Source organism: Pseudomonas sp. PS02288 (assembly GCF_029959715.1).
GTDB classification, from domain to species: domain Bacteria; phylum Pseudomonadota; class Gammaproteobacteria; order Pseudomonadales; family Pseudomonadaceae; genus Pseudomonas_O; species Pseudomonas_O kuykendallii.
On the sequence record NZ_JASCPA010000012.1, the window covers coordinates 48,010 to 72,158 of the forward strand.

A 24,149-nucleotide genomic window follows, 5' to 3' on the forward strand; every position below is an offset into this window, starting at 1 on the left:
GGCTTCGCACTGCCCTCTCTCCCCGTTCTAAAAGCGCTTATTCGTGCACGACGTGGACTGGGAGCGTTCTGTCGATTTGCCGACATGCCTGCCTCGGAAAACCTATTCGGATAATCAGCACTCAATGATGTTCACCGCCAACCCACCGCGCGCGGTTTCTTTGTATTTGTTATTCATGTCAGCGCCTGTCTGGCGCATGGTGCGAATCACCTTATCCAGTGAGACAAAATGTTGCCCGTCACCACGAAGGGCCATGCGCACCGCATTAATTGCCTTCACGGAACCCATGGCGTTGCGTTCGATACATGGCACCTGCACTAACCCGCCGATGGGATCGCAAGTCAGTCCCAGGTTGTGCTCCATGCCAATCTCAGCGGCGTTCTCCACCTGCTGAACGCTGCCGCCCATGACCTCACATAACGCACCCGCTGCCATCGAGCACGCAACTCCGACTTCGCCCTGGCAACCCACTTCTGCGCCCGAAATGGAGGCGTTTTCCTTGTAGAGAATGCCAATGGCGGCGGCTGTGAGCAGAAACCGCACCACGCCGTCTTCGTTGGCACCAGGAATAAACCGTACGTAGTAATGCAGTACCGCAGGAACGATGCCCGCAGCGCCATTGGTGGGGGCGGTGACTACACGGCCGCCGCTGGCATTTTCTTCATTGACCGCCAGCGCATAGAGATTGACCCAGTCCAGCACGGACAAGGCATCTCGAAGCGACGCTTCAGGGTTTTTGCACAGCTGCCGATGCAACGCTGCCGCGCGGCGTTTGACCTTCAAGCCTCCGGGCATAATGCCTTCGTTACTGCAGCCGGCTTTTACGCAGTCCTGCATCACCTGCCAAATGTGCAGAAGGCCAGAGCGGGTTTCAGCTTCCGGGCGCCACACGCTTTCATTGGCCAGCATCAATTGGCTGATAGACAGGCCATGCTCCAAACAGTGGGTGAGCAAGTGAGCGCCGCTCTTAAAGGGGTAAGGCTGTACCGTGCTGTCTTCAACAATACGATCAGCCCCGGCTGCATCCTCATCGACAACAAACCCTCCGCCAACGGAGTAGTACTCGCGGCTGCGCAGTTGCAGACCGGCTTCATCGAGCGCCCGGAAGATCATGCCGTTCGGGTGCTGGGGAAGCGGTTTGCGAACCATCGCTAGGTGTTTTTTTTCCACGAAGTCGATCAGCTTTTCGCCGAGCAGGTTTAACCGCCCCTGCTTGCGGATGACAGAGAGGCGCTCCTCGATGCTTGCGGTTTCTACCGTGTCAGGGTGCTCCCCCTCCAATCCCAGCAACACAGCCTTATCGCTACCGTGACCTTTGCCGGTGGCGCCTAGGGAACCGTAAAGTTCGACCTTCACGTTGTGAGTAGTCTCCAGCAGACCATCACGTCGCAACCCTTCAGCAAAGCGAGCAGCAGCGCGCATCGGCCCGACAGTGTGCGAACTGGACGGGCCAATTCCGATTTTGAACAGATCAAAAACGCTGAGTGACATAGCGATTTTCTTCAGACGGATAAATGGGAAAACGAGCGCTCATCGCGAGGACTTTGTCTCGCACGCTCGCAATGACTTCTGCGTTACCCGCGTCACTCAAGATGTCGCAGATCCAACCGGAGAGTTCGCGACATTCAGCCTGCTTGAAACCTCTGGTGGTAACAGCTGGCGTACCAATACGAATGCCTGAAGTCTCAAAAGACGTTTGTGGGTCATTCGGTACGCTGTTTTTGTTCACCGTAATGTGAGCTGCTTCCAGTGCCTGCTCAGCGACTCTGCCGGTCAGGTGACGACGAACCAAACTCACGAGGAAAAGGTGGTTGTCGGTGCCTCCGGAGATGACGTCAAAACCACGGGAGGAAAATAGCTCTGCCATTGCTCGAGCGTTTGCCAAAACCTGCTTTTGGTAATCGACGAAGGATGGTTGCAGCGCCTCTGCGAAGCAGACAGCTTTGGCAGCGATGACGTGCATATGCGGTCCACCTTGGGTACCAGGAAACACGGCCGCGTCGAGCCGCTTACCTAAAGGTCCCCCTTCTTTCGCGAGGATCAGCCCCCCGCGAGGCCCCCTCAGCGTTTTATGCGTGGTCGACGTGACGACGTCAGCATATGGAACTGGATTTGGATAAACCCCCGCAGCGACCAAGCCAGCGAAATGGGCCATATCAACCAAGAGGTATGCTCCAACTTTGTTGCAGACACGACGAAAGCGCTCAAAGTCGAGCACGCGTGAATAGGCGGAAAAGCCCGCGACGATCAATCTCGGCTTATGGACCAGTGCTACACGTTCCATTTCTGTGTAGTCGATCAGCCCATACGCATCGACCCCATACTGCAGCGCGCGGTAGTACATATTTGATGAACTGCCGCGGGCACCGTGCGAGAGATGACCACCGTGACAAGCACTCATCCCTAGTATTGTGTCGCCAGGCTGCAGGAGAGCCATGTACACCGCAGCGTTAGCTTGCGAGCCAGAGTGAGGTTGGACATTTGCATAACCCGCACCGAAGAGTTCTTTCGCACGCTGAATAGCGAGGTTCTCAACTCCATCAACCGCTTTACATCCTCCGTAAGAGCGCTTGCCAGGGTAACCCTCTGCATATTTGTTGGTCAGGGTTGTACCTTGAGCCTGCATGACTTGAAGACTTGCGTAATTTTCAGAAGCGACTAACTCAAGATGTGTTTCTTGGCGGACGGTTTCAGCCATCACCGCGTCTTCAAGTACTGAATCTAAATAAACGAAGCTTCGGAATTTATTCAGCATCTTTTCGTCCTGAAAAAATAAAAGGTGCAAAGATCCGAGCGCTAAACTAGCGCTGACTCAGTGGATTTCGGGCTTCTACAACTTTGAAGCTAACTTAATGCGCAGAACCACATCTTTTCCTGCAGGCACTTTACTAAATTGCCGAACGATAAAATAAAATAGCCATCACATGAAGTTTATAAAAAAGGGCGCATCCGCTGCGCCCAGATCGCGAATTAGCGAACCCCTCGACGACGCAGGGCAGCCGGCTTGAAGTACGAAATATCGGGAGTAGGTTGAGAGAAATCTACCGCCCGAGGTTCTTCGCTATCCATTTGAGTGGCAAAATATCTACGCGCTTGCAAATCGTAGTTAACCTCTGCTGCTACCCAGGTTGTAGGCAACTCATAGTAGTTCTTGAGATAGGCCACCGATACACGCCACAGTTCGCCGCGACCATCATATTGATCAATCAGAGCAGCCTGCCAACTATCTTCATCAAGATAGAGAGTGCGCTTGGCATAAATGTGGCGAGCCCCTGCCTTCAATGTTCCCTCGACCACCCAAACACGGTGCAACTCGAATCGGGTATATGCCGGATTCAGTTGCTCAGGCTGAAGTAAATCTTTGTACTTAGTCATCTCGCTGGAAATCTTATAATTATTGTAAGGAATGTAGATTTCCTTCTTGCCCAGTAATTTCCAGTCATATCGATCGGGAGCACCGTTGAACATATCCGTGTCATCTACAGTCCGCAGACCGTCAGATACATCTGTAGGGGTGTCATAAGCCACGCCCGGCGCCCGGCGCACACGTCGCTGCCCAGAGTTATAACTCCACGCTTGGCGAGGCTCAGAGACTTGGTTAAGCGTTTCATGAACCAAAACTGAGCCACCGGCTTGTCGGGCTGGGCTCAAGGTCAAGTCTGTGTAATACAGCAGGATGTTATTAAGCGTTTCAGCTGTCGTATTGGGATCATAGAAGTTAAACAACGCTTCCTGCTGAGTAGAGGACAACGAATAAGCCCCTCCACGTTGAACCGCTGCTGCGCTGTATCGGCGTACGACGTACGTGCCACGATAGCGCGCAATATGGTTCCACAATGCCTCTACACCGTTCTGAGGGATCGGAAACGGGGTCCCGCCATACGCATGCTCAAAACCATTGCCATCCGCGACCAAAGTGGCAGTGGTGGCGTTTTTTAATGTGTTGTCATAAACGGACTGGGGGGCAGCACCGGTCCGCCGAGTTTGATAGATCGGAATATTGAACGTCTCAGGATTGGCGTTGATTAGCGCGATCAAGCCCGGTGTCAGATTGTTTTTGTACTGTTCAACATTTGCTTTCGTAATGGTGAACAACGGCTTGTCGCTTGGGAAAGGATCTACGTGGTGTGACCCCGGCCCCTTGTAATCGGCAGGTGGCTTGGTAAGTCCACCGGTCCATTCCGGAATGGTACCGGAAGCATTTCCTGCCCGCTCAGCCCCTAGGGGAGTAAGTGTTTTTCCTAGTTGCGAGGCTTGGTCCGGCGTAACGGCTGCCTGAGTAGAAATTGACAATAAACTTAAAGATGTCGCGACGGCCACTAGGATAGTTTTTGCGCGCATGTTTTTCTCCAGCAAAAAATGTGGAATAAAATTCTAGAAAGAGTACTTAACGTTTAGGCCAACGTTGTCCCGGTCATGCATCGAGTTAACGTCCTTGGCACCAAAATAAGAGGTGTAACTTAGTTCAGTTTCCAAGCTATCCAAGTAGACAGCCTTGAGGCCAGCGGTGAACGCTTTGGAGTCCTCAAGAAAGGCACCCGTAAGATGAGATGTCCCCTTGAAATCGTGTTTGAACACGACATAGGGCGACAGATTGATCCCGCCAAATACGTCATTCCATGTACCGGAAACAACAGCTGTGTAGCCATACGCATCACGGGTCATGGTTCCTTTCGTACCCGTATAGCTGCGAGCGCTACCATCGTATACGTTGTACTTCAGGCTACTTCCGCGAACATGCTCGGATGCTACTTCGCCGACCAAAGCAAGCGAGTCAAAGCTAAACATTTGGTCCAGCTTATAAATGGCACCCAATGATGTATTAAACATCTCCACACGCTCATAGTTATGCAGAGCCTTGTCGCGACAAAGCTGTTGGCCGCCCACGGTAAAGCAGGCTTGGCTATCTGGCACACTACTATCGTATGCGTTAGATAAACCGTTGAATCCCTGGCCAAGGATGTCACCCAGTATGTCCCCCGAGGAACTAATGCTTATTGGCATATTGGGGCGGTAAGACAGCTCACCAAAAACCGAAGTTTCGGCCACAGTAGTATTAAAGCTGACACCATACATTCTGATGTCTTCGGCATATTCTCGTCTTACGGTGGCATTTGCACCTAAATCCAATGTAGCTAAACCCGGTATTGCCTCAGATGGAAACAATGCCCACAGCGGGTTTGATAGATCGACACCTTTATAGCCGTCAAGATCGAGTGCGATTAGTGGCTCTTTGGCATGATAGTTTACGTAGTAGAAGCCGAATTCTGTTTGGTTTAACTCTTCGGCGATATATCTGAACGAAAGGCCGTACTGGCCTTCGTTTTTTGCGTTCAGATCACTTCCCACTCGGCCTGCACTGAATATGCTTTGCGAGGCGTTGATATAATTGTTTACGCCAGCTGGACCATTGCCGACTAAACCGAGCTGCGCAGCGATTGGAAATGCACCGAGTAATGATCGCACAGCGGGGTCATCCACACCCACATAAACATTTCTTCCACCGGCGGCAAACAGATCACTATCAGAGTAATACGTACCGGCGGGATCAATAGCCGTTTCTTTCCAGTTCCACTGGTAAAAAGTTTCCATGGAAAGGTTGTCGGTGAGGCTAATATTGAAATTGATGGCCTCAATCGGCACCAGGGCTTCCTTTACTTCGGAACCGGGCACGTGATACTTCGCGGCGTCTACTGGGTTCGTTGTATTAATACCCCCTCGATAGAACAATCCTTCACCCCAGCTAAACACTTGCTTGCCCAATTTAGCGGTAACAGCATGGTCAGCAATATCCCAGCTACCGTAAACATACGCGTCAAGTATCTCCGCATTGCGACCTGCCGTATGACGTGTATCGTAGCTATAGCTACTGTCATGTGGATAGTTCTGACTTGGCTGCGCAGGCAAATTACCATCGAGATAATTGTTGCGCTTATCCATGATTTGCGTGTCGTAGAACGCGGTTCCGCGTATGAAAGCCCCGACATTCTCATAGCTTGCCTGTGCTTCGCTAGTTACTTTGAAAACCTCAGAAACCAAGCCGGGTTTGAAAGACCTATTGCCATCGTTGTCTGTGATGACGTCATTGTTCTTATCCTGCGCTTGCACCCGCCACAGACGGCCATAAGAAACCGTGGTATCGACCGAACCCTCAATTTCTCCGATCGCATATGGCATTGCATAAACTTCCGAAGACATTACGACTGGCAAAAAACCTGCAAGTAACGCCCCAGCCATATTTATATTAGACCCGCTTCGACTACTGCTCTTTTTTATTTTCATAGCTTTCCCCAGGTAAAGTTAAGCCGTCAGCCCAATAGCGGGCTTTTCAAGGATGTTGAGATAATCTGGCGGGCTTGACTATTTCGACCGAAGGCCGATAGCCATAATTGAAAGTACCGAAAGGAATATTGGGATTATTAAAATCAGGGCTCGGGATAACGAGCCACTTATAGTTATATGTAGAAACTGAAGTCCGAAACCGGCAAACAAGGGCCCGCAGGCCAGGCCGGCCTTCTCGGCGGCCATCCAGACGCCAGTCAGAAAACCTCCGCCGCTCCCTTCCTTGAGAGTGTCCGCAGTCAAATCAGCCAGGCCGGTAAAACCCGCTATTTGAACGCCGCAAAAACCCGCACCGGCAATGGCCATTCCAACGAAGAACATCAGGTCCGCGCTAGGTGCTAATGCAATAGGAACTACCCCCAAACACATGAGCGAGGCAGCAACATGCCATACGCGCTGGAGGCTCATGCGACGTATCACCGCAGGCCACGCCAAGGATGCCAATACCGCCGCGATAATGTTGACCAACATCCCAGCGCCAACCACATCTTGACTGCCGTTCATATCCTTCACGAGGAAGGGCAATAGCGATGAAAAAGCACCGGTTGCGGCCAACAACAAGGCGAACGCTAGCAGCCGCCATTTGAAGGAAATCTTCGAAACATTGGTCAGTGTTAGATCTATGTCGGCCAGTTCAAGCTCGTTGGTGCTTTGACCATTGCCGTTTAGTCGGCAGGAAATTAGAAATGCAGCCATGGAAGCAACGCACACCGCCCCAAGCACCATGCCCATTACGGCATAACCTGCTCTTGCTACGAGCAATGGAGCCATCACGCCGCCAATAAGCGTACCGAGGAATGCGATCCCTAATCGTGTAGAAACGAGCGCGCGCCGCGCCTCCGGCGTTTGTCCTAGCTCTGCAGGTAGCGCTGAGTAAGGCACCGCAAAAAGCGAGTATCCGGTCGTACAAATCAGATAGATCAGGGCTGGTACGAAGTGATTCCCTTTGTAATGTTGTGGTACTTCAAACAGAGCCCAGAGTCCGGCACCTGCTAGTGCTGCCCCGGTTGCCATCAGTACGCGTCTGCGAATGGGTGATCCCTCCCGCAGTCGGTCTGCCCAAACCCCGATCAACGGGTCGCCAATAAGCCCCAGAAGCTTTGGAATCAACATCACCATGCCGGCGATGGCCGCATCAATGCCCACTTCTGTAGTCAAAAAGTAGAGCAAGAGCACGCTCGGCACGGTGGTAAATACCCCTGTGCCGATAGAGCCAATTCCATAGGCGAAACGCTGGCGGGATCCGCCAGCTGTGTAAGGAAGCGCTTGAGAACTCATTGACCAGCCCCCCAACTAATTCTAATCATGGCCGTGCGCCATTGAGTTCAATGTCCGCGGTCTTCACAGCATTAGCGATTATCTCTACTTCCTTGTCCCGAACGCCGCTATGAATCGCCAGCCTTACTGCTTCAGGTGTTAGCACCAACGCTTTCACACCTAAGCGACTAAGCGCCTCAACGAATCGTGCTGCATCGCCGTTCGGTCTACTCAAGAAGATGAGATTGGTTGGAGCTGGCAACACAGCATGCTCGCCAAGCCGGCCCACAATTGAGGTAGCCAACGAACGGGTTGCGAATGCATCCGCTTCTAAGCGGTCGCGCCAGCCGTCCAAGGCTGCCAAAGCGGCGGATGCGATGCTTCCAATAGGGCGCCATTCGCCACCCATAGCGCTGCGCAAATGAACGGCTTTGGCTATGTCTTCACGCGATCCACCAAGCACAGAACCACAAGGCGCCCCGACCGCTTTATTTAGGCTAATTGCCACCGTATTGCAGCCAGCCACCAAGGCGGAAACTGGCGCATCTTGAGCTACCGCGGCGTTCCAAAGGCGTGACCCATCCAAGTGGACAGCAACGCCAACTGGCTTGCACATGCCTCCAATTGCGGCCTGCCAACCAGAAGGCATTACCGAACCTGCAGATAGCATATGCGTATTTTCCAGCCAGATTAGAGCTGCGTCGTCCTGCGATCGCCCAGCGAGAAATCCCTCGACAGCGGCAGGGGATAAATGACCATTTTCAGATGCAAGCGGCTTTCCGGAAACTCCAGTCAGAGCAGTGGCGCTCGCTTCAACCGTGACGATGTGCGAGAGAGCACATGAAGCAAGTTCACCGCCATTTGCCAAGTGCAGCCGAATAGCGATTTGGTTGGCCATGGTGCAGGTGGGGACCAATAGCACTGCCTCGACCCCAAGCTCTGCCTCCAGCTTTTTCATCAGCACTTTTTCGTCGTGGTCCTCGCCGTACGCAAGCGCTGGAGGACGCTGGCTGCCTGAAAACATCGCTGAAGCAACTTCGTGCCTGCGTGGCCCTAGAAGGTCACTACGTAGATCAATCATAGGGGCGCTCCCGACGCACGATTCCGACGCTCAAAACAGCTGGACACCGCTGGCATCCGTAAATCGATTGCATCAGAATTTCCCATGTTATGATTGCCCCTAAATATGTAGTGATCACCAAATATGGAGTGGATACTAATATGGAACGAATTCTAAAAACAACCACCCCCGTGCGCGAGCGCGGCAAAGCTCGCCGGTACGCTGAGATCGTCTCGGCAGCGGCAGGGCTGTGGCGGGAACATGGGATAGAGAATGTGTCGCTTAATCAGATTGCAGCGACAGCAGAAGTGGCTCCCCAAACCGTCTACAACCTGATCGGGGGCTTAGATGCGATCGGATTTGCAGTAGTGATCCTGGTACTGGATGAACTAGATGCGACGATGAGCAAATCACCCGCTAGCGGCACAGAGTTGGCTTTGGAGACGGTGCGTACCGCGGTGAAGCTTCTCACCAACGATTCGAAACTCTACCGCCAGGTGCTGGTGAGAATTCCAAAGGTACTGTTCGACGGAACCCACCTTGGTCGCGACTTAGCAGAGGGACAAATCTCGGCCGTGCGGGATGCTCAGACTAACAACGAAATCTCAAATGAGATCGATCCTGTTCAGTTAGGGAAGGCAATGTACACGTGCTACCTAGGCGCCCTGTATGACTGGGCATGTGGCGATTCCGACGATGCGGATTTCCTCAGATCAGCGGAAATCGCAATCCTTGCACCGCTTGCGGCATGTGGAACGAACGCGTCACGACCGGCGTTGACGGCAAGCCTATTTGCCAGGTTATCCGGCTAACAAGATCTTGCTGAGCAGCCCTGTGTTTTCCACTTGCGCTGCCATTCCACTTGGAATGTTTCGTTTGGCCAAAGACCGACCGTGTCCAAGGTCCGCTATTGGCCGGAAGTTGCCTGTGATGGAGGACAGCAACTGGCCAATAGCTACCCTAAAGAGTGGCCTTTTTAGCGACTACCCGGCGATCGTTTCAGCGGTTATTGGAGTTGCGTAAATTCCACCAGAAGACCGCGACAGGCCGCTGATCAGGTCAACTTGGGCAAGATTCCCTGCACCCGGGCACGCCACTCCGAGAAACGCAGGCTCATAAAGGCCAGCAGCAGGAACAGCAGCGAAGCCAGCAACAGGCCGCTGTAGCCCAGGATGGGATAGAGCCATCCAGCGACCGCCGAGCCGGTGCCGATACCGGCGAACATGAAGGACGCGGTCAGGGCCAGGGCGATGCCGCGTTGTTCGGGCATCAGCTCGACGATGCGCCGCTGCTGCGACGGCCAGACGATATCGGTGGCCAGCGCCCAGATCACCAGGGCCAGCAACAGCCCGCCGAACAGCCTTGGCATCACTGCAAGGCCCAGCAGATCCAGGGCAAGCAGGATGATGCCGAGCAGCAGCAAACGCTCGGCACTGACGCGCATCGCCAGGCGGGTGACCAGCAGGTTGCCCAGCACTCCGGCCACGCCCAACACGGTCAGCGCGAGGGTGATGTCGCCGGTGCTGCCGTGGAAGTCGTTGCCGATGATCGGAGCCAGGAAGGCGTAGGTGGTGAACACGCCCGTGGTGACGAAGAACACCACCAGAAAGGCGCTCAATGAGGTAGCGCCGGTCAGCAGTGCCAGCACGTCGGCCGCTAGGGTGCGCTGGCCCGCCACGTGATCCGGCACCCACACGAAGATCAGCGCCGCGATCAGCAGACCACTGGCGCCGATACCGAGAAACAGGCTGCGTGCCCCGAGTTCCTGGGCGATCCATGCACTGATCGGCATGCCGGCCAGCCCCGCGACGCTCAGCCCGAGCGGCACGACGGCGATGGCGCTGCCCTGGTGCTCCCGCGCCACCAGATTGGAGCCCAGGGCGCCAAGCACCGGGCCAATGAATCCCGCACCTAATCCCATCAGCACCCGCGACGCCAGCAGCGTCCGGTAATCCGGGGCGGCGGCGAACAACAGCGCCGCACCGCTGAACACCGACAGCCCCAGAAGCACCTGCGAGCGCCGACGCAGGTGGCCCAGGGTCATCTGCAACAGCGGTGCGGCGAGCGCGAAGGTGACACCGAACACGGTGATCAGCAAGGCGCTCTGCGCGCTGCTCAAGGCCCAGGCGGCGGAGGTCGCCTCCAGGCTGCCGACCACCGACAGGGCGCCGACCGCCTGGACGAAATAGGCCAGGCTGAGCAGGCGCAGGGCAAGGCGATCCGCTGCGGCAATGGGGCTGTGCATGGTGTTCTCCAGGGATGCACGCAAACGCCCGGTCTCGCCATGAGGCCGGGCGTTGGGTTCAGGCAACGGGGATGGGGTTGTCGATGATCGACTGGTTGAACTGATTCACCAGCGCATGCTCGTTCGGCCCGACGTTGGCGCGCAGTGCCGTGATGCCGTCGACGATCACCTCGGTGGTCGCCGTCTCCAGCTTGGCCAGGGTCTCGGCGATGAAGGCGTCCAGCGGCATGGCGCGCGGATCGCCGCTCTTGTGGATCAGGTCGGTGTCGACCCATGGCGGCGCAATCTCCAGCACCTTGACGCGGGTGTCACGCAGCATGAAGCGCTGTGACAGGCTGTAGGAGTGGATGGCCGCCTTGGTCGCCGAGTACAGCGCGGTGATCGCAATCGGGATGAACGCCAGCACCGAGCTGTTGTTGATGATCGTGGCATCCGGCTGGTGCTTGAGGTGCTCGATGAAGGCCGCGCTGACACGCACCGGGCCGAGCAGGTTGGTGGTCACCAGGCCGACCGCCTGCTCATCGTCGAAGTCGCCCGAGGCGGCATCGTCGAACGGCATGATGCCGGCGTTGTTGATCACCACGTTCAGATCCGGGTGGCGCTCGATCACCTGCTGCGCCACCTGCTTGATCTGCCGCGGATCATTGATGTCCAGCACCACCGTGTCGATGCCGGGGTTGGCGCGGGCGATCTCGTCAAGCAGGGCCTGACGGCGGCCGGCGATGATCACCTTGTTGCCGCGTTGATGAAAGGCCTCGGCCAGGCCGCGACCGATGCCCGAGGTGCCGCCGGTGATGAAGAGGGTATTGCCGCTGAGTTTCATGGTCCTGCTCCTGAAATGAGGGATCGATCAACGCTGGGCGCTGTAGCGCGGCGCGGGCTGGCTGGTGGAAAGCTGGTCGAACATGGCCTTGCGTGCCGCCTCGTAGGTCTGCCACTGGCTGGCGTCGTGCAACGAGGGGATGGAGATCAGTTCGCCGCGATCGAAGTCGATCAGCGCGGCATCGACCAGGGCGCTGGCCGGCATCACGATGGCCGGGTCGAGGTGTTCCAGCGGCAGGCCGCCGTTGTCCCAGAACTCGGTGGCGGTCGCCCCGGGCAGCACCGCCTGGATGCGCACGCCCTTGTCGGCCAGCTCGTGATGCAGCGACTGGCTGAAGGCGGTGACGAAGGCCTTGCTGCCGCCGTACACGCCGTTGAGCACTTCCGGGGTGATGCTGACGATGGACGAGATGTTGATGATGGCGCCGTTGCCGCGCTCGACGAAGCCGGGGATTGCCGCATAGCTCAGGCGCATCAGGGCGGTCACGTTGAGGTCGATCATGCGGGTCATCAGGCCGACATCGCTGTCGAGCAGCGGCGTGTGGGTGCCGATGCCGGCGTTGTTGACCAGCAGGGTGATGCTCGCGTCCTGCTTGAGCTTGGCCTCGACGGTGGCCAGGCTGGCAGCGTCGCCCAGGTCGGCCTGCAGCACCTCGACCACGCGTTGGGTGTCGTCGGAGATGCGGCGGGCCAGGTCGTTCAGGCGGTCACGGTTGCGGGCGACCAGGATCAGGTCGTAGCCGCGGCGGGCCAGGCGCTCGGCGTAGAGGGCGCCGATACCCGAGGATGCGCCAGTGACCAGTGCGGTACCTTTCGATGCGGTGTTCATGGTGTGTCTCCAAGTGAGGTGGGCTTGGGACACATGATGGTGAAGGTGGGAAAAGTCCGAAATGACGTATACAGTCGTGTTTTAGGACATGCCTTGTGCGAGACCCGCCATGCACAGAATCGGCTACCTGCTCTCCGACGACTTCCAGGTGCTGTCGCTCGCCACCCAAACCGTCTTCGAGTACGCCAACATCGTGGCCGAGACGCCGTTCTATTCCATCGAGTTCTTCTCCATCGCCGGAGGTATCGTGCGTTCGTCCCTGGGCCTGGGCATCGAAACCCAGGCGCTGAGCAATCCTGGCTTGGCGGACTCCTGGATGATCGCGGGGGTCAACACACCGCTGGAAACGTTGCCCAGCGAGGCCACCCTGGCATTCGTACACCAGGCTGGGCAGCAGGCGCGCCGCGTCGCGGGTATCTGTACCGGGGGCTTCGTGCTGGCCCAGGCTGGCCTGCTCGATGGCCGTCGCGCGACTACCCACTGGGCTTATGGCGCGGCACTGCAGCGTCTGTATCCACAGATCAGCGTCGAGGACGACCGCATCTTCATCATCGATGGCAATGTCTGGACGTCCGCCGGCATGACCGCCGGACTGGACCTGGCGCTCGGCATGGTGGAGAAGGACCTCGGCCCGGAAGTCGCGCGCTCGGTGGCGCACAAACTGGTCATGCACCAGCGCCGTTCGGGCGGGCAGTCACAGCACTCGGAGATGCTCACCCTCGCACCGAAATCCGACCGTATCCAGAACGCGCTGAACTATGCCCGGCAGAACCTGCACAAGCCACTCGGCGTCGAGGAGCTGGCCGAGGCGGTGCATCTGAGCCCGCGCCAGTTCACCCGGGTATTCACCGCCGAAACCGGACAGTCGCCGGCCAAGGCCATCGAGCGCCTGCGCCTGGAGGCGGCGCGGGTGATGATCGAGCAGAGCCGCCATTCCCTGGACGTGATCGCCAAGGAGACCGGCTTTCGTGACCGTCGTCACATGCGTGAAGTGTTCATCCGAGGCTTTGGCGTTCCTCCCCAGGCAATACGCCGGGACGTGCGCAGCGTGAGCATCTGATCTGCCGCCTGGGGCAGGGCTTCATGCTGCTTTTCGTTGCATCCACTTGCTGAGGCTGCTTCCAATCCTGCGGCGCAATGTGCGCGCCGGTGCAGGAGGGCGCTGGCGGCCGACCGCCTGCCAAGCGCCGGAAACGCCCAGGGCGGCGCGCGGAGCTATGTGTTCAATGTTCTTGGAGCTGGCGCTCCGGCAGTCGGACGACCACAGAAAGCAAGAGGCCCGGCAATGCCGAACCTCTTGTGATTGGCGGATAGCGGGGGCTGGCGCGCACCCCGGTAAATCACCGGGGGACCGAGTCCAGCCCGGTGGCTTTCACCTCCGGCTGCACCGCTGCGGACGACAGATAGGCCAGCAGCTTTCTGGCCTGCTCCGGGTGTTTCGCATTGCACGGGATGCCGGCGGAGTAACGGGTCACCGATTGCAGGCTTTCGGGAATCTTGCCGACGAAGGTCACTCCGGGAACCGGCAGCAACTCGGCGACCTGCTGGAAGCCCACTTCGTACTGGCCCGAGGCTACTACCGAGGCAACCGGTATGCGCTCGATCATTTTGGCCTTCGATCCGACCTGCTGCTCTACCCCCAGTTGCTTGAACAGCTTGTTCTGGATGTAGACCCCGCTGGCGCTGTCCGAATAGGCGATGGAGCGGGCGTCCAACAGGGTTTTTCTGAACGCCTCTTCGGTATCGATGCGCGGTTTGGCAGCGCCCTGCTTGACCACCATGCCGATGCGCGAGTCCGCCAGGTCCACCTTGGACGCGGGGTCCACCACACCTTGCTTGATCAGGTCATCCAGTGCGTAGCCGACCATGATCACCACATCGGCATTCTCTCCCCGCGCCAGGCGGTTGGGGATCGCCTCATGCGCCTTGCCCATGGACGGGCCGAGGATGGTGTCCACGGTATCGCCACTCGTCTGCGCAAACGTCGGACTCAACCTCTGGAAGGCGGCGGTGAAGCCGCCCGAGGTCATGACGTCCAGTTGCTCGGCCTGGGCGCTGGCGAGTGTGCAAAGGCCAATGGTCAGGGCGGCGAGTTGCTGTTTCAGTGCTTTCATTGGAGCTCTTCCTCGTTCAGACAGGAAAGGGAGTACACGAGAACACCCGCGGTGGAACGTAAGCGTCGAGCGACGCGCACAGACAGCGGCGCAGGTCATCCGGTAACCGGGAATACCCTTGCCGCAAGGTGAAGAGGGCCGCGGGTGAATCCGCCGGATACGCCATCGCGAGCAGCGGTTTGCGTCCGGACCTGTCGTGCAGATGCCGGAAAGAAGTCGGGCTGTTCGAGAAGTTGCCCGAAGGGACGCGAAACGTGGCACCCGCCTTGGAGCGAGCGGATGACCTGCCCGGGGAAGGCGTGCATGAGGGGTTCTCCAGCGATCCTGTGCGGCTGGTTGGCGCTTTTTGTTCGCTGGATTCTGCTCGACCGGCATTGAAACGATAAGTGAGATGTTTGCATTCATTGGTGCGTGAAAGTTATCGGTCGCCCCTCCCAGCAGTGATCGGTACCTGTTTTCACGGATACCTGCCGAGAGCAATCGGGGAAGCAATTGGGGAAAGACGCCTTATTGATGCAGAGGGGCAGCGTCCGGCCGATGGCGGGTCATGCGGCTGCCTCCGGCCAATAGCAGCATCGACAGCGGCTTTTTTAGTGATTGGCCTTCCGGTAAGTGCCTTTTCTGGAAAAATCGACAGCAGCTATTCGCCAGGTTCTGAAGTTGGCCTCACCGCGCGGCCATGCACGTCTGTTCACGCCAGGCGAACACCCGGCTGGTGCCGTTGGCGCCGCCGCAGCTCAATCAGTGCATTGTGCCCGCCACCCGTGGTGATCCCTGGTTACCGGACGCCCTAGGCGTGCGGCTGAGCTGGACATGCAGGCGCCACACTCGCCTCATCCCACAACCTCATGACGCGCGTTACCGCGGCGTCCATCGCGTCCGCCGATACCCCGTCGCGCGCCAGCGTGGACAGGCCCAGGAGAAAACTGTCGAACGCCGTGGCGAGGGCAGTTGCATCGATATCCGCCGGTAGCTGCCCCAACGCGATGCCGCGTTCGACGCAGGCCCGCAAGGCTTCCCGATTCAGCGCCCGGGTTTGCGCCAGCGGCGCCGAGATGATCCTGCTCTCCTGCGAGCACGCGCTCATCGCTCCCAGTGCCACCAGGCATCCCCTGGGATGGTCCGGTTCGCATTGCATCCGCGCGGAGCGGCGCAGTGTCAGTTCGATAGCATCCCGGGGCGGCAGGCTGGTGTCGAACAGGCTGTCGGTGACCTTGCCGTAGCTATTCAGGTAGAGGTCCATCACCTCCTTGAACAGCTGCTCCTTTGACCCAAAGGCCGCGTAGAAGCTGGGCGCGGTGATGCCGCCGCCGATGGTCGCCTTGAGTTGACTCAGCGACGTGGCGTCGTAGCCGTTTTCCCAGAACAGATGCAGTGCTTGAGTGAGTGCCACATCACGATCGAACGTGCGCGGCCGTCCCATTTGTGCCATGGACGAGTCCTCCGGATAGACTTAAATATTAGTCGATACATAAGTCGTTGACCATCGCGTGTCTGCTCCCTATATTTGTACCGATCAATATATAAGTGGGATTCTGGCACATGACTCGAGATGAACCGCAACGGGAAACGCTGCCTTACGGCGCCTTGCTTGCTCTGGCGATGACCGGATTTATCTGCATCCTGACTGAAACCCTGCCCGCCGGCTTGCTCCCGCAGATCGTGAGCGGGCTGTCTATCTCGCCGGCGATGGCGGGGCAGATGGTCACGGTCTATGCGCTGGGCTCGTTACTGGCGGCTATTCCGCTGACCCTCGCCACACAGGGCTGGCGGCGACGCACGGTGCTGCTGGTGACCATCGTCGGTTTTCTGCTGTTCAACTCGGTCACCGCGCTGTCTTCCAACTATTGGCTCATTCTGGTGGCGCGCTTTTTCGCCGGCGTTTCGGCTGGGCTCGCCTGGAGCCTTATCGCCGGGTATGCGCGGCGTATGGTGGCGCCCGCTTCGCAGGGACGTGCGCTGGCCGTGGCCATGGTGGGCACGCCCATCGCGTTGTCGCTTGGTGTGCCGATGGGAACCTGGCTGGGCGGGTTGATCGGCTGGCGCATGGCGTTCGGGCTGATGTCGGCGTTGACGCTGGTATTGATCGCCTGGGTGCTGATCAAAGTGCCCGACTATCCGGGACAAACCTCGGAGCGGCGTCTGCCGCTGCACCGCGTGCTGGTGACACCTGGGGTGCGTTCCGTGCTGGGGGTCGTGGTCACCTGGATGCTGGCGCACAACATTCTCTACACCTACATCGCGCCCTTCGTCTCCCCGGCCGGCCTGACCGGCGATGTGGATGTGGTGCTGTTGGTGTTCGGCATTGCCGCGCTGGCGGGCATCTGGATAACCGGGCGGTTGGTGGACCGCCACCTTCGCAACACGGTGCTGGCCAGCCTCGCCACCTTTGCAGCGGTGGCGGTGCTGTTCGGCGTCCTCTCGTCTTCTGCCCTCGCCATTTGCGTCGGTACGTTTATCTGGGGGCTGACCTTTGGCGGCGCGGCCACGCTGCTGCAAACCGCGTTGGCCGGTGCGGCAGGCGAGGGCGCAGATGTCGCTCTGTCGATGAATGTGGTGGTCTGGAACAGTGCGATAGCGGGGGGCGGACTGCTTGGCGGCGTGCTGCTCGGGCAGTGGGGCGTGGCTGCGTTTCCCTGGGTTCTGCTGGCGCTGTTGCTGGCCAGTTTGGCCATCGCACTACAGGCACGGGCGCATGGGTTTCCAGGTGGTGACCGGCGCGCGGGAGGGGCGGTGGTTGGTCACTGAGGCGCGTCTTAGTCCTGGAGAAGCGGTCCTTTGGCGATTTTTGCCCGCCCGACCCGCACTCCGGGCCTGATGGATCTGGCTGGCCCCGACGCCGGGCAGCAGCAGGGCCTGCTGTATTACTTGGCGTCGCAGATTCCCATGGGGCGTGTCGGTGAAGCCGAGGAAATCGCCAGCGCGGCGTTGTTCCTGGCCTCCGACAAAGCCAGCTTCGTCAACGGTATCGAGCTGTTCGTAGACGGTGGCCAGGCGCAAGTCTGAAGGTAGTTGCGGGCGACCATGCGGGTCGCCCGCGCTGAAAGAGCCGACAAGGGCGCACGCGTATCGCGACCTGCACCTTACGACTTCAAAAGCGTTACCCGCGGTCGTGAAGCTATCGGCTCTGGCTTCGCTGTCGACCGTGACCCTGTTGATGGCGGTGGAGCACGACGGCCAACTCCTGGCGCAGCTCCAAAATCAATTGGGAGAGGGCGCGGATGCTCTCGATGCGCTCTGCGTCGACCTGGGTAAGGATGAAGGTGTCATCGCTGTCGCTGGCGTGGATGCGCAGCGTGACCAGGCCGGCGTTGCGCTCAACGTGGCAGGCATGCGGTTCGAAGGCGTCCTCGAGGATCGAACGCGCCTGGTCGAGAGGAAGGTTCATGGCAGTGGGTCCTGAAAAGGTCGGTCTGGCCGACGGTATTGTCGTTGTTCAAGTGCGCGGAGCACCGGCTTTCATCGGAAATCGAAGCCTTCTCAGGACGCTGGGCGATCCGTCGCCGGGCGCGCTCAACTACTGGGGCCGAGGTCCGCGAGGTATTCCTTTTGCGCCGTCACCAGGTCGCGCTGTTCCAGTAACCAGAGCATTTGCGTAAGCAACTCCTCGTCGTTCTCGCCGCGCTGGTTCCAATCGTTGAACAGGCGCTGCACGGCCAAGAGCGTGTATTCGGCCTGTCGCTCGAAATCGTTGCCGTGAGCGGTGGGCTGCCACAGTTCGTACAACCGGGTGAGCGCATCCCGGGCGAGCAGCGGGCGGTTTCCTTGCCGCTCCTTCCATTGGGCTGCGATCTCCTGTAGCTGGCGTAGCGCCAGTACCGAGGGGTGAGGGGTGGACATAGGGCCTCGACGACGTGATGACTGATAGAGGTTCGAGAGCGCTCGCTCACTCTAATTCACCCCCGTTAGTCGGACAACGCCAAGCCACGGGTAACGGCATGCGCCGCGGCGTCGGAGGGGTGTTACCGAAACGCAACCCCGACGCAAGGCGAGTTCCCTGGCGGGCGAGTCCTGCTACAATTTGCCCCACATAACCGAAAGCTGAGTGCAGACCTGGATGTCGTCGCAGCCTCGATCTTCGGTTCGTTCGCGTCGCATATGGAGAACCTCGTGAATGAAATGCATGTCCCTGCCCCGTGCTTGTGAGCTCATCAATATCTATTTTCAGCCCCTGGCCTTCGAAGCGGCACTCGACGCTCCGCAGAGCCTGCACGCCTGCGTGTTCGATCCCGCCAGCGGCGAACGGCTGCTGACGGTGTTGGGAATCCACTGCAACACCTCGCCGACGCTGCACGATGTAAAGCGCATCATCCGCACGATCGAATCCGACCTGGAGATCGTCATGCCGTCCGTCCGGCATGGTGCGTTGCCTGCCACGCTCTAGCCTTGTTTGAGGGTGTTTTGGCAACCCTGAAAGTCGGTTTTCATTGATCTTTATGACGAAAAAAATGCGCGATGCGGCGCCATGGTCGCTTGACTTGTTCACAATCACTCTGACCGCATATGAAGGTGCTGCGTAAACCCTTGTCAGCCTTCGCTTTTTTCTGTATGTCTTTGCAAGTTGTTGAAAAAAAACGAGTTTTTATTGTGGCGAAAAAAACGCCAGTTTGAACGCCAGCCCCGTCCGGCCTGCCTTCGCGGTACTTTTCGGCATCTTGTCCACTGTGTTATCCACAGATTTTGTGGATAGCTCGAAGGCGCGTTTCTAGATCAACGCCGCGCTTCCCGCGCAAGTCTTTTCATCACGGGCAAAAGGAGTAAAGTGCGCGCCCTCCCTGGTCGCTCCTGGTCCTGATGAAGTCCCGCGTTTCCCTTCCCCATAGTCCCGCGCCGCGCTCCGGATTGCCGCTGCGCGTCGCGTCCTGGCTGCTGGATCGTCCGCAGCTTGGTAAGCGCGAAGGCATCAAGCGCCTGGCCGGCCACCTTCTCAAGCAACCTGCCCGGCAGGGCGTGACCGAGGCGCAAAGCCGCCTGGGGCTGCTGCTGTGTCGCGAGTGCGGTGGTCAGCGCGACCGGCGTATCGGCTTCGAGCTGCTGCGCCTGGCGGCGCGCGCCGGCGACCCCGTTGCCCAGCGCGAACTGGGGCGCCAGGAACCGACCGCCGAGCATTGATGCGGAAGTGCAGTGCCCTGATGGGCACGGGGTCGTTCAGCGCAGCGTCAGATGACGGCTGAGCAGGGCGCGCAGTGCAGCCGGCTTGACCGGTTTGGCGAGGTAGTCCAGGCCCACCGCGTGAATGTCCGCGACCAGCTCGGGCCGCGCATCGGCGCTGATCACCACCCCGGGAATCGGCTCGCCCAAGCGGGTGCGCAGCCAGGCCACCAGTTCCGTACCGGTTTCGCCTTCGTCCAGGTGATAGTCCACCAACGCCAGTTGCGGGCGCACGTCCTCCGCCAGCAGATGCTCGCACTCCAGCCGGTTGCGCGCGGTCCAGACCTGGCAGCCCCAGCGCGACAGCAGGCTGTGCATGCCGACCAGGATGCTGTCCTCGTTGTCGATGCACAGCACCTGGGTGCCACTCAGGCCATTGCCACTTCCGTTGATGTCGGCTGGCGCGGCGATCTGCGGCTGCGGCGACTTGGCCAGCGGCACGCTGACGCTGAACACGCTGCCCTTGCCGACCCATGAGCGCACCTCCAACGGATGACCGAGCACCCGGCAGAGGCCGTCGGCAATCGCCAGGCCAAGGCCGAGGCCTTTCTCGGCACGGGTCTGGTGACTGTCGAGGCGCTTGAATTCCTCGAAGATGACCTTGCGCTTGTCTTCCGGAATGCCCGGTCCGCGGTCCCACACCTCCAGGCGCAGCTGGCCGCGGCTGTGGCGCACGCCGAGCAGCACCGGCCCCTTGGCGTAGCGGAAGGCGTTGGTGAGGAAGTTCTGCAACACGCGGCGCAGCAGCTTCATGTCGCTTTCCACCCGCAGCCGGCTGCCGTGCACGCGGAAGTCCACGCCCTGCTCCTGGGCCAGTACCTTGAATTCGGCGCCGAGGGTGTCGAACAGCGCGCTCAGCGGGAAGGCGCTGCGATCCGGGGTGATGCGGCCGTTCTCCAGGCGCGAGATGTCCAGCAGGTCGGTGATCAGGTCCTCGGCGGAGCGCAGCGAGCTGTCCAAGTGGCGCACCAGTTGCTGGGCGTCCGCCGGCAGCGCGTTGTCCTGGTGGCCAAGTGCGGCGGAGAACAGCCGCGCGGCGTTCAGTGGCTGCATCAGGTCGTGGCTCACCGCGGCGAGGAAGCGCGTCTTCGACTGGTTCGCCGCCTCGGCGTGGGCCTTGGCCTCGGACAGCGCCAGGTTCAGCTGCGACAGCTCGTGGGTACGTTCGGCGACGCGTTGCTCGAGGCCCTCGTTGGCCTCCTTGAGCGCGTGTTCGGCCTCGCGGAACGCGGTGATGTCGGTGAAGCTCATGACGAAGCCGCCGCCCTGCATCGGGTTGCCGATCAACTCGATAACCCGGCCATTGGGGAAGGTCCGCTCGGAGGTGTGCGCGGTGCCCTGGCGCATCCAGTAGAGGCGTTTGGCGACGTGTTCGTCCGCATCGCCGGGGCCGCAGAGGCCGCGCTCGGCGTTGTAGCGGATGATGTCGGAAATCGGCCGGCCGACGTAGATCAGCCCCTCCGGATAGCCGAACAGCTCCAGGTAGCGGTGGTTCCAGGCGACCAGCCGCAGCGACTGGTCGACCACGCTGATGCCCTGGGTGATGTTCTCGATGGCGCCCTGCAGCAGCGCGCGGTTGAACTGCAGCACCTCGGAGGCTTCGTCGACGATGCGCACCACATCGTCCACCTGCATGTCGCGGCCTTCGATCGCCGCCTTCACCACTGCGCGGGTGGATGAGGCCCCCAGCACCGCCGCGAGCAGGCGTTCGGTGTGGGCGATCCAGTCGCCGTTGGCGGCCTGGTTCGGGTTGAATTCCTTGCCCTGGCGGTAGGAGAAGCGCGCGAAGCTCTCCTGCGCGCGTTCCTCGCCGACGAAACGTTCGGCGAGCACCAGCAGGTCGCGCACCTGCACGGCCAGCAGCGGCCGGTTGCCCGGCCGCACGGTGATTTCCTGGCCGACGAAACGGCTCGCCTGCCAGTGCTCGGACACCCGCGTGCGCGACAGCAGCGAGACCCAGGCGAAGAGGGTGAAGTTGACCACCAGCGAAAGCAGGGTGCCGCGGGTCAGTGGGTCGACCTCGATGCCGATCGGGAAATACAGCAGCTGGCGCAGGCCGGGGAAGACTTCCAGCGGCCAGCCGAGGCTGCGCGCCACCAGCGGCAGCACCAGGCTGTAGAACCAGATGGCCGCACCGGCGGCGAGGCCGGCGAACACGCCACGGCGGTTGGCCTGCTTCCAGAACAGCGCGCCGGCCATCGCCGGGGCGAGCTGGCCGACGGCGGCGAAGGAGATCTGCCCAATGGTCGCCAGGCTGGCGCTCGAGCCGAGCAGGCGATAGCTGACGTAGGCCAGCAGCAGGATCAGCACGATGCTCACCCGGCGCACCGAGAGCATCCACTGGCGGAACAGCTCGAAGGGGCGCTCGGCGGTTTTCTTGCGCAGCAGCCAGGGCAGCAGGATGTCGTTGGAGAGCATGGTGGACAGCGCCACCGACTCGACGATGACCATCCCGGTGGCCGCCGAGGCGCCGCCGATGAACGCCAGCAACGCCAGGCTGGGATGCGCCTCGGCTAGCGGGAGGCTGATGACGAAGGAATCCGGTGTCACGCCGGGGAGCAGCAGCATCTGTCCGGCCAGCGCGATGGGAATGACGAACAGCGACGCCAGCACCAGGTAGAGCGGAAACACCCAGCGCGCCAGGCGCATGTCCTGCGGCTCGGTGTTCTCCACCACGGTGACGTGGAACTGCCGCGGCAGGCAGACGATGGCGATCATCGCCATGCCGGTCTGCACCAGGATCGCCGGCCAGTTCACCGGTTCCGCCCAGAACTCCGCGAGTTGCGGCGCGGCGCGGGTCTTCGCCAGCAGGTCGTCGAAACCGTCGTGCAGGCTGTAGGTGACGAAGGCGCCGACGGCGATGAACGCCAGCAGCTTGACCAGCGACTCGAAGGCAATGGCCAGGACCATCCCGCGGTGGTGCTCGGTGGCATCGAGGTTGCGCGTGCCGAAGAGGACGGTGAACAGCGCCAGCACCAGCGACACGATCAGCGCGGTGTCCTGCGCGCGGGTTCCGGTGGAGTCGGCGCCGGCGCCGATAAGCAGGTTGACGCCGATGACGATGCCCTTGAGCTGCAGCGCGATGTAGGGCAGCACGCCGACCATGCAGATCAGCGCCACAACCACCGCCAGCGACTGCGATTTGCCATAGCGCGCGGCGATGAAGTCGGCGATCGAGGTGATGTTCTCCTGCTTGCTGATCATCACCATCTTCTGCAGCACCCAGGGCGCGAAGATCATCAGCAGCAGCGGCCCGAGGTAGATCGGCAGGAACGCCCAGAGCTGTTCGGCCGCCTGGCCGACCGCGCCGAAGAAGGTCCAGCTGGTGCAGTAGACCGCCAGCGACAGGCTGTAGACCCAGGCGCGGGTGCGCGGCGACAGGGGGCGGCGGCGCCGGTCGCCGTAGAAGGCGATGGCGAACAGGAAAGCCATGTAGACGAAGGCGACCGTAGCGATCGACCCGCTGGACAACGACATGCGAACTCCAAGACGGCAGGGCGGACACAGCCAACGACGGCTGCTGCGCAAAGGGAACGCCCGAAGGCGTTTCGCGGCGTTGGATTTTCGCAGCAAAAGCGCCCTGTCGTCAGGCGGCTGCTACCAATGTCGCAGAGGTCCTTGAGCGGTATCCGGCTGACTGGTAGCGTGGCCTGGATCGCTTGGGAGCACTGCCCAACAGGTAATGTGCGCCGTTTGTCGCATGCTTCGAAGCGGCGAGTCTGTCGAGTTTTACCCGCGTCACTGGCAAGGAGGACGCAGATGTTCAAGCCGCAACCGGTCACCCTGCAGCGAGGCGCCCTGCGCCTGGAGCCGCTGAGCGAGGCCGACATCCCCGAACTGGTGACACTGGCCGAAGCGAACCGCGACGAGCTGGTCTACCTGAACGGCCCGTTGCGTCCCGACTGGTATCGCCAGGCGCTGGCCGAGCAGCGCGAGGAAAAGGCCGTGGTGTTCGCCATCCGCATGGGCGACGCGTTGATCGGCACCACCCGTTTCGCCGATTTCATGTCGGCGCTGCCGGCCGTGGAAATCGGCTGGACCTGGCTCGAGCGCGGCCAGTACGGCAGCGGCCTGAACGCGTCGATCAAATACCTGATGTTGCGTCACGCCTTCGAGGAGTGGCAGGTGGTGCGCCTGCAGCTGAAAACCGCCGCCAGCAACCTGCGCTCGCAGCGCGCCATCGAAAAGCTCGGCGCCCAGCGCGAAGGGCGGCTGCGCAACCATCGCCGACTGGCCGATGGGCGCCTCGACGACACGGTGCTGTACAGCATCACCGACCGCGAATGGCCGGCGATCAAGCTGCAGCTGGAGGCGCAGTTCAGCGGCTGA

Annotated in this window: 20 protein-coding genes and 1 pseudogene; 7 read left to right on the forward strand and 14 right to left on the reverse strand. The window is 59.9% G+C overall.

Annotated elements, in window-relative coordinates:
* Positions 1-114 precede the first annotated feature (114 nt).
* From QMX85_RS07480 to QMX85_RS07505, 6 genes are all read right to left on the reverse strand, one after another.
* The gene (locus tag QMX85_RS07480) at positions 115-1,491 is read right to left on the reverse strand and encodes an L-serine ammonia-lyase (protein ID WP_282339494.1); all 1,377 of its coding nucleotides are present in this window, start codon (positions 1,489-1,491) and stop codon (positions 115-117) included.
* On the reverse strand, positions 1,472-2,755 hold the full coding sequence (gene glyA / locus QMX85_RS07485; protein WP_282339495.1) for a serine hydroxymethyltransferase: 1,284 nt from the start codon (positions 2,753-2,755) through the stop codon (positions 1,472-1,474). Before glyA ends, QMX85_RS07480 begins: the two co-directional genes overlap by 20 nt.
* Before the next feature lie 215 nt (positions 2,756-2,970).
* Positions 2,971-4,341 carry a DUF1329 domain-containing protein gene (locus QMX85_RS07490; RefSeq protein WP_282339496.1) on the reverse strand — a complete coding sequence of 457 codons (1,371 nt, stop codon included), beginning with the start codon at positions 4,339-4,341 and terminating at the stop codon, positions 2,971-2,973.
* 33 nt (positions 4,342-4,374) lie between these two features.
* Positions 4,375-6,282: a DUF1302 domain-containing protein gene (locus QMX85_RS07495; protein ID WP_282339497.1), complete on the reverse strand. Its 1,908-nt coding sequence runs from the start codon at positions 6,280-6,282 to the stop codon at positions 4,375-4,377.
* Between the two features lie 78 nt (positions 6,283-6,360).
* Positions 6,361-7,620, reverse strand: coding sequence for an MFS transporter (locus tag QMX85_RS07500; RefSeq protein WP_282339498.1), 1,260 nt, complete (start codon positions 7,618-7,620; stop codon positions 6,361-6,363).
* Positions 7,621-7,645: 25 nt separating this feature from the next.
* Positions 7,646-8,680 carry a beta-eliminating lyase-related protein gene (locus tag QMX85_RS07505; RefSeq protein ID WP_282339499.1) on the reverse strand — a complete coding sequence of 345 codons (1,035 nt, stop codon included), beginning with the start codon at positions 8,678-8,680 and terminating at the stop codon, positions 7,646-7,648.
* 140 nt (positions 8,681-8,820) lie between these two features.
* On the opposite strand from QMX85_RS07505, the gene QMX85_RS07510 reads away from it, so the two are divergent.
* Positions 8,821-9,471 (forward strand): TetR/AcrR family transcriptional regulator, encoded by a 651-nt coding sequence (locus QMX85_RS07510; RefSeq protein WP_282339500.1) that lies wholly within the window; start codon positions 8,821-8,823, stop codon positions 9,469-9,471.
* 242 nt (positions 9,472-9,713) lie between these two features.
* Here QMX85_RS07510 and QMX85_RS07515 read toward each other — a convergent pair whose 3' ends face one another.
* From QMX85_RS07515 to QMX85_RS07525, 3 genes are read right to left on the reverse strand one after another with little or no spacing between them, the layout of a single operon-like run.
* Positions 9,714-10,904 carry an MFS transporter gene (locus tag QMX85_RS07515; RefSeq protein WP_282339501.1) on the reverse strand — a complete coding sequence of 397 codons (1,191 nt, stop codon included), beginning with the start codon at positions 10,902-10,904 and terminating at the stop codon, positions 9,714-9,716.
* Positions 10,905-10,962: 58 nt separating this feature from the next.
* Positions 10,963-11,727: an SDR family NAD(P)-dependent oxidoreductase gene (locus QMX85_RS07520; protein ID WP_282339502.1), complete on the reverse strand. Its 765-nt coding sequence runs from the start codon at positions 11,725-11,727 to the stop codon at positions 10,963-10,965.
* A gap of 27 nt (positions 11,728-11,754) precedes the next feature.
* Positions 11,755-12,555 (reverse strand): SDR family oxidoreductase, encoded by an 801-nt coding sequence (locus QMX85_RS07525; protein WP_282339503.1) that lies wholly within the window; start codon positions 12,553-12,555, stop codon positions 11,755-11,757.
* A 109-nt stretch (positions 12,556-12,664) separates the two neighbouring features.
* Between QMX85_RS07525 and QMX85_RS07530 the strand changes: the two genes are divergently transcribed.
* Entirely contained in the window at positions 12,665-13,615 is a 951-nt protein-coding gene (locus QMX85_RS07530) for a GlxA family transcriptional regulator (RefSeq protein ID WP_282339504.1), read from the forward strand.
* A 280-nt stretch (positions 13,616-13,895) separates the two neighbouring features.
* Here QMX85_RS07530 and QMX85_RS07535 read toward each other — a convergent pair whose 3' ends face one another.
* Positions 13,896-14,669: a substrate-binding domain-containing protein gene (locus tag QMX85_RS07535; RefSeq protein ID WP_282339505.1), complete on the reverse strand. Its 774-nt coding sequence runs from the start codon at positions 14,667-14,669 to the stop codon at positions 13,896-13,898.
* A gap of 790 nt (positions 14,670-15,459) precedes the next feature.
* On the reverse strand, positions 15,460-16,101 hold the full coding sequence (locus QMX85_RS07540; protein ID WP_282339506.1) for a TetR/AcrR family transcriptional regulator: 642 nt from the start codon (positions 16,099-16,101) through the stop codon (positions 15,460-15,462).
* A gap of 110 nt (positions 16,102-16,211) precedes the next feature.
* Here QMX85_RS07540 and QMX85_RS07545 point away from each other — a divergent pair, with 110 nt between their 5' ends.
* Positions 16,212-17,417 carry an MFS transporter gene (locus QMX85_RS07545; protein ID WP_282339507.1) on the forward strand — a complete coding sequence of 402 codons (1,206 nt, stop codon included), beginning with the start codon at positions 16,212-16,214 and terminating at the stop codon, positions 17,415-17,417.
* A 51-nt stretch (positions 17,418-17,468) separates the two neighbouring features.
* A pseudogene (locus tag QMX85_RS07550) lies at positions 17,469-17,675 on the forward strand (SDR family oxidoreductase); the annotation flags it as partial.
* Positions 17,676-17,787: 112 nt separating this feature from the next.
* Here QMX85_RS07550 and QMX85_RS07555 read toward each other — a convergent pair.
* Positions 17,788-18,057 (reverse strand): DUF1652 domain-containing protein, encoded by a 270-nt coding sequence (locus tag QMX85_RS07555; RefSeq protein ID WP_282339508.1) that lies wholly within the window; start codon positions 18,055-18,057, stop codon positions 17,788-17,790.
* Between the two features lie 125 nt (positions 18,058-18,182).
* A complete protein-coding gene (locus QMX85_RS07560) occupies positions 18,183-18,509 on the reverse strand; it encodes a hypothetical protein (RefSeq protein WP_090227816.1) in 327 nt (108 codons plus the stop codon).
* Positions 18,510-18,792: 283 nt separating this feature from the next.
* Here QMX85_RS07560 and QMX85_RS07565 point away from each other — a divergent pair, with 283 nt between their 5' ends.
* Both QMX85_RS07565 and QMX85_RS07570 read left to right on the forward strand, forming a co-directional pair.
* A complete protein-coding gene (locus QMX85_RS07565; protein ID WP_282339509.1) occupies positions 18,793-19,053 on the forward strand; it encodes a DUF1652 domain-containing protein in 261 nt (86 codons plus the stop codon).
* A gap of 410 nt (positions 19,054-19,463) precedes the next feature.
* Complete coding sequence (locus tag QMX85_RS07570; RefSeq protein ID WP_282339510.1) at positions 19,464-19,781, forward strand: sel1 repeat family protein; 318 nt, start codon at positions 19,464-19,466, stop codon at positions 19,779-19,781.
* A gap of 36 nt (positions 19,782-19,817) precedes the next feature.
* Here QMX85_RS07570 and QMX85_RS07575 read toward each other — a convergent pair whose 3' ends face one another.
* Positions 19,818-23,297: a hybrid sensor histidine kinase/response regulator gene (locus QMX85_RS07575; protein WP_282339511.1), complete on the reverse strand. Its 3,480-nt coding sequence runs from the start codon at positions 23,295-23,297 to the stop codon at positions 19,818-19,820.
* Positions 23,298-23,579: 282 nt separating this feature from the next.
* On the opposite strand from QMX85_RS07575, the gene QMX85_RS07580 reads away from it, so the two are divergent.
* Positions 23,580-24,149, forward strand: a complete 570-nt coding sequence (locus QMX85_RS07580) for a GNAT family protein (RefSeq protein ID WP_282339512.1) — start codon at positions 23,580-23,582, stop codon at positions 24,147-24,149.

Bases quoted from the DNA above. Each gene is read 5' to 3' on its own strand.
- QMX85_RS07525 (WP_282339503.1), bottom strand. From the start codon at position 12,555: ATGAACACCGCATCGAAAGGTACCGCACTGGTCACTGGCGCATCCTCG.
- QMX85_RS07500 (WP_282339498.1), bottom strand. From the start codon at position 7,620: ATGAGTTCTCAAGCGCTTCCTTACACAGCTGGCGGATCCCGCCAGCGT.
- QMX85_RS07565 (WP_282339509.1), top strand. From the start codon at position 18,793: ATGTCCCTGCCCCGTGCTTGTGAGCTCATCAATATCTATTTTCAGCCC.
- QMX85_RS07560 (WP_090227816.1), bottom strand. From the start codon at position 18,509: ATGTCCACCCCTCACCCCTCGGTACTGGCGCTACGCCAGCTACAGGAG.
- QMX85_RS07580 (WP_282339512.1), top strand. From the start codon at position 23,580: ATGTTCAAGCCGCAACCGGTCACCCTGCAGCGAGGCGCCCTGCGCCTG.
- glyA (WP_282339495.1), bottom strand. From the start codon at position 2,755: ATGCTGAATAAATTCCGAAGCTTCGTTTATTTAGATTCAGTACTTGAA.
- QMX85_RS07570 (WP_282339510.1), top strand. From the start codon at position 19,464: ATGAAGTCCCGCGTTTCCCTTCCCCATAGTCCCGCGCCGCGCTCCGGA.
- QMX85_RS07490 (WP_282339496.1), bottom strand. From the start codon at position 4,341: ATGCGCGCAAAAACTATCCTAGTGGCCGTCGCGACATCTTTAAGTTTA.
- QMX85_RS07545 (WP_282339507.1), top strand. From the start codon at position 16,212: ATGACTCGAGATGAACCGCAACGGGAAACGCTGCCTTACGGCGCCTTG.
- QMX85_RS07505 (WP_282339499.1), bottom strand. From the start codon at position 8,680: ATGATTGATCTACGTAGTGACCTTCTAGGGCCACGCAGGCACGAAGTT.
- QMX85_RS07510 (WP_282339500.1), top strand. From the start codon at position 8,821: ATGGAACGAATTCTAAAAACAACCACCCCCGTGCGCGAGCGCGGCAAA.
- QMX85_RS07515 (WP_282339501.1), bottom strand. From the start codon at position 10,904: ATGCACAGCCCCATTGCCGCAGCGGATCGCCTTGCCCTGCGCCTGCTC.
- QMX85_RS07520 (WP_282339502.1), bottom strand. From the start codon at position 11,727: ATGAAACTCAGCGGCAATACCCTCTTCATCACCGGCGGCACCTCGGGC.
- QMX85_RS07575 (WP_282339511.1), bottom strand. From the start codon at position 23,297: ATGTCGTTGTCCAGCGGGTCGATCGCTACGGTCGCCTTCGTCTACATG.
- QMX85_RS07555 (WP_282339508.1), bottom strand. From the start codon at position 18,057: ATGAACCTTCCTCTCGACCAGGCGCGTTCGATCCTCGAGGACGCCTTC.
- QMX85_RS07480 (WP_282339494.1), bottom strand. From the start codon at position 1,491: ATGTCACTCAGCGTTTTTGATCTGTTCAAAATCGGAATTGGCCCGTCC.
- QMX85_RS07540 (WP_282339506.1), bottom strand. From the start codon at position 16,101: ATGGCACAAATGGGACGGCCGCGCACGTTCGATCGTGATGTGGCACTC.
- QMX85_RS07495 (WP_282339497.1), bottom strand. From the start codon at position 6,282: ATGAAAATAAAAAAGAGCAGTAGTCGAAGCGGGTCTAATATAAATATG.
- QMX85_RS07530 (WP_282339504.1), top strand. From the start codon at position 12,665: ATGCACAGAATCGGCTACCTGCTCTCCGACGACTTCCAGGTGCTGTCG.
- QMX85_RS07535 (WP_282339505.1), bottom strand. From the start codon at position 14,669: ATGAAAGCACTGAAACAGCAACTCGCCGCCCTGACCATTGGCCTTTGC.